The sequence below is a fragment of the Anaerobranca gottschalkii DSM 13577 genome (assembly GCF_900111575.1).
Taxonomy (GTDB): domain Bacteria; phylum Bacillota; class Proteinivoracia; order Proteinivoracales; family Proteinivoracaceae; genus Anaerobranca; species Anaerobranca gottschalkii.
In genome coordinates, this window is the sequence record NZ_FOIF01000075.1 from 1 (window position 1) to 7,474 (window position 7,474).

The 7,474-nt window shown below is 27.2% G+C and carries 8 protein-coding genes; all 8 read left to right on the plus strand.

Translation table 11 applies throughout. The features are described 5' to 3' along the window. Positions 1-366, plus strand: a 366-nt coding sequence (locus BMX60_RS11080; RefSeq protein WP_143055934.1) for a zinc ribbon domain-containing protein, incomplete at its 5' end; no start/stop codon positions are given. A 99-nt stretch (positions 367-465) separates the two neighbouring features. Then, positions 466-1,626: a M20 family metallopeptidase gene (locus BMX60_RS11085; RefSeq protein WP_091351507.1), complete on the plus strand. Its 1,161-nt coding sequence runs from the start codon at positions 466-468 to the stop codon at positions 1,624-1,626. A 2-nt stretch (positions 1,627-1,628) separates the two neighbouring features. Further along, positions 1,629-2,462, plus strand: coding sequence for a mechanosensitive ion channel family protein (locus BMX60_RS11090; protein ID WP_091351508.1), 834 nt, complete (start codon positions 1,629-1,631; stop codon positions 2,460-2,462). Positions 2,463-2,912: 450 nt separating this feature from the next. Next, positions 2,913-3,134: an uberolysin/carnocyclin family circular bacteriocin gene (locus BMX60_RS11100; RefSeq protein ID WP_091351510.1), complete on the plus strand. Its 222-nt coding sequence runs from the start codon at positions 2,913-2,915 to the stop codon at positions 3,132-3,134. A 94-nt stretch (positions 3,135-3,228) separates the two neighbouring features. Next, the gene (locus BMX60_RS11105; protein WP_091351511.1) at positions 3,229-4,914 is read left to right on the plus strand and encodes a hypothetical protein; all 1,686 of its coding nucleotides are present in this window, start codon (positions 3,229-3,231) and stop codon (positions 4,912-4,914) included. After that, positions 4,895-5,419, plus strand: coding sequence for a stage II sporulation protein M (locus BMX60_RS11110; protein WP_177159797.1), 525 nt, complete (start codon positions 4,895-4,897; stop codon positions 5,417-5,419). Before BMX60_RS11105 ends, BMX60_RS11110 begins: the two co-directional genes overlap by 20 nt. A gap of 40 nt (positions 5,420-5,459) precedes the next feature. Beyond that, entirely contained in the window at positions 5,460-6,092 is a 633-nt protein-coding gene (locus BMX60_RS11115; protein WP_091351513.1) for an ABC transporter ATP-binding protein, read from the plus strand. 100 nt (positions 6,093-6,192) lie between these two features. Beyond that, on the plus strand, positions 6,193-7,170 hold the full coding sequence (locus BMX60_RS11120; RefSeq protein ID WP_143055935.1) for a hypothetical protein: 978 nt from the start codon (positions 6,193-6,195) through the stop codon (positions 7,168-7,170). Positions 7,171-7,474 lie beyond the last annotated feature (304 nt).

The window sequence follows — 7,474 nt, forward strand, 5'->3', positions numbered from 1 at the left end:
ATTAACAAAGACTGGAAACGGGAAAGTAAAATGAGTAAAAAAGTTAATCAATCATTTGTAGGAATACCACATCAAGAATTTATAAAAAAGGTAATGTATAAAGGAGAAAATGTAGGAATAAAAGTAATACTTGTAGATGAGAGTTATACAAGTGGAACATCATTTTTAGATAACGAATTGCCTGTAAAAGAAAACTACAACAAATCAAGACGAATCCATAGAGGTCTATTTAGGTCTAATAATGGCACTTTAATAAATGCAGATTTAAATGGAGCATATCAAATAATGAAAAAAGTATTCCCCAATGTATTTTCTGAGGGGATAGAGGGTGTGGGGTTACACCCAATCAGAGTAAACATAGCTTAAGCTGTGTTGACTGATAAAGAGTTTTATTGAAATATTTGATTATTTTTATTGATTTTAATAAAACTAATAACCTAATAAAAAGAATGTAGGTGGATGGTTGTGAAGGAAAAAATTTTGAAGTTTATAAAGGAAAAGGAAAAAGAATATTTCCAATTAGCTAGATACATATGGGAAAATCCAGAGTTGGGAAATCAAGAATATAAAGCAATGGAAAAATTAACGGAAAAACTACAATCTGAAGGCTTTTCAGTGGAAAAAGGAACAGCAGGTTTAAAAACAGCCTTTACAGCTTGGTATGGCGGGGAAAAGCCTGGACCTATTATAGCCTTTTTAGGAGAATATGATGCCTTACCCCAATTGGGCCATGGTTGTGGCCACAATCTCATAGGGGTAGGGGCTGTTTTAGCAGCAGTTAGTTTAAAAGCAGCAGTAGATCTATATGGCGGTAAGGTAATGGTAATAGGGACTCCTGCAGAAGAGACCGATGGTGGGAAAGTGATTATGGTAGATAATGGTGTATTCGATTCAGTAGATATAGCGATGATGATCCATCCTGCCAGTTCCTATGAAAGTAGTGGTACTTCTTTGGCAATGGAAGCGCTACAGTTTGATTTTTATGGCAAAGCTGCCCATGGTGCATCATCACCCCATAAAGGGATAAATGCCCTTGATGCAGTGGTAAATATGTATGTAGCTATCAGCACATTAAGGCAACAGTTAACCAGTGATATAAGGATTCATGGTATCATATCTAAAGGTGGAGAAGCGGCGAATATTATCCCAGATCATACCCAAGCAAGGTACTATGTCAGGGCAAAGGAAAAGGAAAGTTTAAAGGAAGTGATTAAAAAAGTCAAAAATTGTGCCCAAGCTGCCGCCTTAGCGACGGGATGTACAGTTGAGATATCAAATTATGAACTGTCCTATGATAATCTAATTTCTAATACCCGTCTTTCCCAGTTATTTGATAACAATTTAATTCAAACAGGGGTTTCTCCAGGAGAAATTAAACAGGGGTTAGAACACGGATCATTGGATATAGGGAATGTTAGTCAAGTAGTTCCGGCAATCCATCCATTTGTAAAAATCTGTGAAGAAAACCTAGCTGCCCATACCTTAGAATTTAAGGAGGCAGCAGGTAGTGAGGAAGGATTTAAGTTGTTTATAAAAGGGATCCAGGCTTTAGCTTTAACTGCCTTTGATTTATTAACTAGACCAGAGTTAGTAGAAGAGATAAAAAAAGAACATAGAGGGGGATAGAAATGGAAGGTTTACAAAACTTTTTAGATGGAGTGATTTCCATAGATACACTTCTTAGTTTTATCAAGAATTCTTTTAGAATAATTGTAATCTTGATTTTATCAATGTATGTACTTAAACTTGGTTATAAACTATTAGAGAAATTTTTTGCAAGTCAAAAGTATATGAATGAAAGAAAACAAAAAACATTACTAACCATCTCTAAGAGCTTTTTAAAATATGGAGTATATTTATTTGCAGCTTTGATGATTTTATCTGAGTTGGGTTTTAGCACAACTTCCCTCCTTGCCGGTGCAGGGGTCGTGGGGTTAGCTATTGGTTTTGGAGCCCAGGGCATAGTTAGGGATGTAATTACTGGATTTTTTATCCTTTTTGAAGATCAATATTCTGTAGGTGATTATGTAAAGATTTCTGGGTTATCGGGAGTAGTTACAGATATTGGAATTAGGGTAACAAAACTTAGGGATTTTTCTGGAGAAGTACACATAATCCCTAATGGAACTGTAGAAAAGGTAACAAACTTATCATTAGGAAAAATGAGGGCAATGGTTGATATTCCCGTAGCCTATGAAGAAAACTTAAACAAGGTATTCAAGGTATTGGAAGAGACTATGGAAAAAATAAAAACAGAGTTTCAGGAAGTAGTGGAAGGACCGACAATTTTAGGGGTATCGAATTTTGGAGATAGTGAAGTAAATATTAGGATTGTTGCCCAAACAGCTCCTATGGAACAGTGGAAAATTGAGAGGATAATTAGACTTTATGTTAAAGAAGCCTTTGAAGAAAATGGAATCGAAATACCTTATCCAAGAAGGGTGTTAATTAATAAGGAGTAAAAAAAAGAGCTATCTAAATCATATTTAAAACTTTAGATAGCTTTTTTTAAAGATTTTTTTTAGAAAGTACCAAAAAATAATATTAAGAATATTGACAATATATATATATATATATAATTATAATAAAATAAGAGCAATGATATAATATTTGGGTAATATACTAAATATTGTAATAACCTATATTTCATTTTGAAAGGAGTAAGATTTAGTGAAAAAGATAAATTCAGTTGGTTGGTTATATATGTTTATGTTTGCTATAGCATTTATCGGAGCACTGTTTATAAGAGCTTATCAATTAAGTATTATATATATTATTATTCTTTTTTTCTTGATTTTTATAATTAACATGTTTTGTTTATTTTTAGTTATCACTAAAAAAAATAAACTTTAGTCTTAGTAAGTGGCTTACTTAAAAAGTTTAAGGAGATTGGTTTTGGGGGTGATACTAAGATGCTTAAGCTTGCTGCTTTGCTTGGGATTCCAACCGCTACTGCAATGACAATTGTAAATATTATTCTCAATGCAGGAACATTAGCAACGGTATTAATAGCATTAGCAACTGTTCTATCTTCTGGAGCAACTTCTATACTGTTGCTTGGTTGGTCAACAATTAAGGCTGAAGTTATTAGACGTGTTGCTCTATATGGAACTCTAAATGCTGCTATATATTAATTTATTAACTTGACTAGTAAAAATATAAGTTAAAACTAGCCACTTGCTAAGGCTTTTTTGTTAAAGATGATTAATAGTACTTGGGAGGACAAAAATGTTTTTTATTCAAAAATTAAAAATGAACTATATTCTGTTTCGATATATAGTATCACAAGATATGATTTTTATAAAAAGAAAATTAAAAATAACAAAATATTTTACATTTTATATTCTTTATCAAAGTATTGCTTTAATACTTTTTTTATTAGCAGCATTACAACTACGGCTAAATTTTAATGAAGTTGTATTCTTTTTAATTGTTGTTTTGCTAATTATATCTATTAATTTTGGTCAATTTATTAAATCCGGTCAAAGTATATTAAAAAGATTTAAATATGATTATTTTAAGACTGCTTATGCTGATGAAAATGTTTTTGCTAATTATTTAATATTTTTAGATTATTTCATATCGAAAATGAAAATGGTAGCTTTTATTATTCCTGTATATATTTTGATTGGTTTATATTTTAGGTTTCATGGTATAATTATTTTGTTAATTTTAGAATGTATTTCTTTTCTTATATATAAAATCAGAAGAATAATGGAATATAATAATAATACTATTATTTCATTCTTTTCTTATATTTCGAACGTAGTTATAATTTTATTTATTTCTTATTTTATAACTAATTATATTATATCAATAATGATCACTTCGAGGAATTTAATTGATCATTTCGGAGGTTTAACAGGGGAATATTTTGATACCCTTGAAAGAATGTTGGTTTCAGAAATGCATTTTATAGGGAATTTTTTTGACATTATTTATAAATGGTTATATATAATCTTAAGAGAAAGTAATATTGTAAAGCTAATTTTATTACTATGTTTTCTGTTAATTATGATTTATATCACTAAAAATATGGGTATTAAAAATATTGGAGGCCCTACAAAAGGAAAAACGAAATATTCTGTGTTTTGCTATAAAATTATAGAAAATATGTTAAGACAGGAAGAAACTAGTAGTGCGATATTTTTCAAGGATATAAATATAATAAAAAATTATAAGTTGAGCTTAAATGATGCCATTAGTTCAATATTTCCTAAAGAAAATTTTATATTGATAGGAGGCTTTATTGCTATAAATTCTCAAATAAACAATTATCTAATACCAGTTGCTGTTTTTCATATAATAATGTTGGGATCGATAACTGGACTGATAAATAATTTGAAGGTAGTTATTAAGGATATTTTTGATTTTAGATCAGATTCAAGACTAATTCCAATATTACGTGGAACTGATGGTAATATACCCAAAACAATATTTTTATCAAAAGTAAAACTAGCTACTAAAATTTTATACATACCATTATTGGTAAGAGCTATACCATTGTTACTTATTTTTACTTATTTTCAAAAGGTTAAGGTAATTTACTTATTATTTAGTTTATTATTTTTAAAAGTTACAATGATTTTGCTTGTGAAGTTTTATTTAAGCGGTGAGTTAAGAGTATTTTTATTAGAGTATAACATTGGTACTATTGATTCAGAACAGTATTTATTAGAGGATATAGTAGGGTATTCCCTTTTGAAAAATTATAGTCTCATCCCTTTTTCTATTTTGAATATGAGTGTTAACATGATTATGTTATTAGCAGGTTTTTTTAGATTTTTTCATGGTATAGATTATGCTTTTTTAATAACTGTATATTCATTAATTTATTTGATAATTTTAATTTCAGGAAATTATAACCTTAAATTTCTTTTGAGGAGATATGAAAATGAAGAATTTACTTTTTGAGGTTATAAAAAGATATAAATTTTATATTGGTTTATCAACTGTTATTTATTTGGTTAGTATAATTATTGGTTTAGTTCTAGGTATGAATGTAAACTTATCAACTGTTGAAGTGTATTTTAATTTTTGGGATATTTTTTTAAATAATTTAAAGGTAGGTTTACTAATAATTTTTATAGGTTTGATTACTGTAGGTATTGGGGGATTATTTATTATTGGATATAATGGATTTTATTTGGGCTACATTTTAAGTTCAGCAATCAGAGTACATGGGTTAAATGCAATTATTACAGCTATAGCTCCTCATTTTTTGCCAGAAATGATGGCGACGTTTTTATGTTGTGCATTAGGATTTGAGAGTCGAAGTTGGATTGAAAAAAAGTTAATTAATAGTAAAACAAATCATTTTAAGACCGAAGAATATAAAATTATACTGGTAACATTTATAGTAAGCTTAGTTCTTTATGCTGTAGCAGCATTGATTGAAACTAATATTTCTTATTTATAATTAAAATAAATATAAAAATGATTTTGGGAGAGGTATTGTAATGGAAAAACTTTTAGAAGTTTATAATTTAACTTATAGTTATGAGGAAAATAAAACTATTTTTACTAATTTTAACTTTATTATTAACCAAGGAGAAAAAATTTGGTTAAAAGGTAATAATGGTTCTGGGAAAACGACATTACTTAAGATAATGTCTAATGTAATAAGTGGTGATAATCTAAGTTATACCTTAATATACAAAGGTAAATCTACTTTTTTTAATATTATAAAAAGAAATATTATTTATATTCCCGATAAAGTTTACTTGTTGGAATCTCTGACGGGGAATGAAAATATACAATTTTTTAAGTTGCTTTGGAATGAGGATAATGCTTATTTAAAAAAGGTGAATTATCATTGTGGAAAATTTCTTATAGAAGATAGTCTGAGTTTGCCAGTAGAAAACTACTCTTTGGGTATGAAACAAAAACTTTTTTTATCAATTTTATTGGCAAGAAATTCTTCGATTATCCTTTTAGATGAGCCTTTTAATAATCTTGATGTTGAAGGGAGAAATTATTTGACAAAGTATTTAATGAATGAATGGAAGGGTTCTTTTATGATTGCTTCCCATATACTTCCCAAGGATATAAAATTCGATAAAATAATAGATATAGAGAAATACTCTAAATAATTTAATGAATATTAGCAACATACAATATGATGTGATAATATATATAATAACGTATGGGAAGGGGTAACATATATTAGTAAGGAGAAGAAAAATGAGGAAAATGGCTATAATAAAATATATGTTTTTAAATGAATTTAGAAAAGAATATTTGAATTTATCTCAAAGTGTATCAGAATTTTTAGGTCATAAAATCAATTATTTTTTTGTTTATATAATATCTATACTAATAAGTTTATTTAATGCTTTTCTTGTTTGCTTAGTATTTACAGCATTAAGTGAATATATTAATTATAGATATTTTTTTTGGGGAGTTTTATTTTATTCTTTTCTATTAGCATTTTTTCAAGGGAATAATTTTTCGCGGAAAATTTTAAAACCAGACATTAATGATGTTTTTTTGTATTCAAATTTATCAGATAGGGTTATTCACTTTGTTTATTTGGGAAAGGGGCTTATTAATTTTTTTATTGAATCTTTACAAGTTTTATTTATTGCTATTTATTTAATGTTATACTTTAGAACGAGTTTAATTTTAGCAATAATAAACATTCTTATGCTAATTATAATAAACATTTTTCTTTTTATATCAGGAGTTTATATTAAAAAAGAAATAGAAGATAATATATTATCAAATTGTATAATAGAAATTAAGTATGTGTTAAGATCGTTTTTTTTGATTATATTTGTATACGGCATTTCAATAATTTCTGTTGACATGATTATAAGAATAAAAAATATTTCCAATTATTCTCTAGAAACTATTAAAATTATATTTATTGATAGTATAAACCATAATTTTTCTAGTTTATTATTATTTATCACAAAAATAGAAAGTTACTTAAATAATATGTTTGTTAATGAGAATAAAGGATTGTTTTTAATAGCTATTATTTCTTTTGTAATTTTTGTATGGAATTATTATTTAAAGCAGCCATTTACATATAGAAATAATCATAAAAATTATCCTTTAAGTTTTAAAGAAAAATTTTTTAGTAAATATATTGAACTATTAACAATAAAAATTGAAAAGTTTTCTTATCTTAAGAAAGATTTTTTATTAACTGAGGAAATTGCATAATTAAGTTTTTATATTTATCAAAAAAAGAGCATAGAAAATCTAACTCATTATAAATGAGATTTTAAAAAAGGTTAAATTTTGTTATCTAGAACAACATCCTCCATTCTCTATAATATTTTTAAATTTTTATCGTTAAGCAGCTTTGCTAGCAGATACACCTATATTCAATGCAATAGTTCCTGCAACTAAGGCTATACAGTTAAGCAATGCATGAACTTTAGCCTTCTTTATACCTTTAGATCTGAGATTATCTAAATTTAGATATTTTTTTAGCCTGCTATTACATCTTTCAACAGAACTTCTT

Coding starts and splice junctions, on each gene's coding strand:
- BMX60_RS11090 (WP_091351508.1), top strand. CDS start 1,629: ATGGAAGGTTTACAAAACTTTTTAGATGGAGTGATTTCCATAGATACA.
- BMX60_RS11100 (WP_091351510.1), top strand. CDS start 2,913: ATGCTTAAGCTTGCTGCTTTGCTTGGGATTCCAACCGCTACTGCAATG.
- BMX60_RS11105 (WP_091351511.1), top strand. CDS start 3,229: ATGTTTTTTATTCAAAAATTAAAAATGAACTATATTCTGTTTCGATAT.
- BMX60_RS11110 (WP_177159797.1), top strand. CDS start 4,895: ATGAAGAATTTACTTTTTGAGGTTATAAAAAGATATAAATTTTATATT.
- BMX60_RS11115 (WP_091351513.1), top strand. CDS start 5,460: ATGGAAAAACTTTTAGAAGTTTATAATTTAACTTATAGTTATGAGGAA.
- BMX60_RS11120 (WP_143055935.1), top strand. CDS start 6,193: ATGGCTATAATAAAATATATGTTTTTAAATGAATTTAGAAAAGAATAT.